1 protein-coding gene is annotated in these 1,587 nt (G+C 63.0%); it reads left to right on the top strand.

Annotated elements, in window-relative coordinates; translation table 11 throughout:
• Positions 1-78 precede the first annotated feature (78 nt).
• Positions 79-1,215 carry an IS110 family RNA-guided transposase gene (locus F6X42_RS42520; protein WP_187639719.1) on the top strand — a complete coding sequence of 379 codons (1,137 nt, stop codon included), beginning with the start codon at positions 79-81 and terminating at the stop codon, positions 1,213-1,215.
• Positions 1,216-1,587 lie beyond the last annotated feature (372 nt).

The raw sequence follows: 1,587 nt of genomic DNA, 5'->3' as shown, positions 1-1,587 counted from the left end.
AAGATGCTATGTGGGACTACCGGAGAAAGGTCCGTTTAGCTAAAACGGAATTTCCAACTCTGTGCGAAGGAGACGGAAATGTCCACGACCCAAGCAGTCCCACAAGACGAGAATACGGCAATCGACGTCGAGCTATACATAAGCTTCGAACTCGGCGACAAATCCTGGAGATTGACGGCGAGCGATAGTCGTCGTGGCCCAAGTCGTTACAGCGTGCAAGGCGGCGACACCGCTGCGGTGCTCGATTGTGTGCGCCGTGCGAAGGAGCGCTGCCGGCTTGCGCCCGGGGCCAAGGTGCATTCCTGCTATGAGGCTGGCCGGGATGGCTGGTGGCTGCACCGCTGGTTGACGGGGCAAGGCATCGACAACCTCGTGGTTGATGCCGCCAGCATTGAAGTGAATCGACGCGCGAGACGGGCCAAAACTGACCGGCTCGACGGCGACAAGCTGCTGACGATGCTCAGGCGCCACCACGCCGGCGAGCGCGTCTGGTCGGTGCTACGCGAGCCCACGCCTGAGCAGGAGGACGCTCGCCGCACGCATCGTGAACTGGCCCGGCTGACTCAGGAGCGTGTCGCCCACACGAACCGCATCCGCTCACTGCTGGTGCTGCACAACGTACGTCTGCAGGTCATCATCGGCGGGCGCGACTGGGCGCAGTGGTGGGCAAACCACCGCGGGCAGATACCGGCCGCGCTTTGCGGCGAGATCGAGCGCGAGAGTGCGCGGCTGGCGCTGGTCAGGCAACAGACGAAGATGCTCGAAGCCACCCGGCGCGAAGAGCTGGCCGAGGGCAAGCACCCGCTGGTGGCCCAACTGGCCCAGCTGCGCGCGATCGGCCCCAAGGGCGCCTGGGTGTTGGTCAAGGAAGTGTTCGGTTGGCGACGTTTCGCCAACCGGCGTGAGGTCGCCGGATGTCTGGGACTGACGCCCACGCCCTACGCCAGCGGAAATAGCCAGATCGAACAAGGCATTAGCAAAGCCGGTAACCGACGAGCGCGCACGATACTCGTCGAACTGGCCTGGCGCTGGTTACGCCTGCAGCCCGACAGCCTCCTGACTCAGTGGTTCAACCGGCGCTTTGCGGGCAACGGCAAGCGCATGCGACGTGTGGGCATCGTCGCGTTGGCACGACGTCTCGCCATCGCCCTATGGCGTTACCTCGAGCACGGCGAGATTCCGGCCGGGGCTTCGCTCAAAGCTGCTGCTCCTTGAAGTTCCGGGTCAACATCGTTTGCGTGCCCTACCAAGGAACAGATCATGATCAAAGGTCGACGCGCCCGAAACGGCCGCGGGTCACGACACGGTGACCGCCCCCTAAGATGGGGTGCGCCGGTAACTGGGGTTTGCCAGTGCGCCTCGCGCGCATGCTGCATGAGGTGCAGGACCTTCACATCCTGCACGGATAGAAGTTCGTTCCGGCACTGGCTGGAACGCTCGTCATACCCCGACCTGGGATCAGGATCAAGCCACCGCGCAGCACGCCCGCTTCACATCACACGCAATACAAAGGTGCCGGGATGAAATCTGATCCGCTTACCTGACGATCGAACACGGCTTGACAAACAAGTCCCCATAGAAGCGGCC

This window comes from Paraburkholderia podalyriae, assembly GCF_014397785.1.
Classification (GTDB): domain Bacteria; phylum Pseudomonadota; class Gammaproteobacteria; order Burkholderiales; family Burkholderiaceae; genus Paraburkholderia; species Paraburkholderia podalyriae.
Note: the sequence above shows the minus strand (reverse complement) of the source record. Positions and strands in the feature narration are given on the sequence as shown.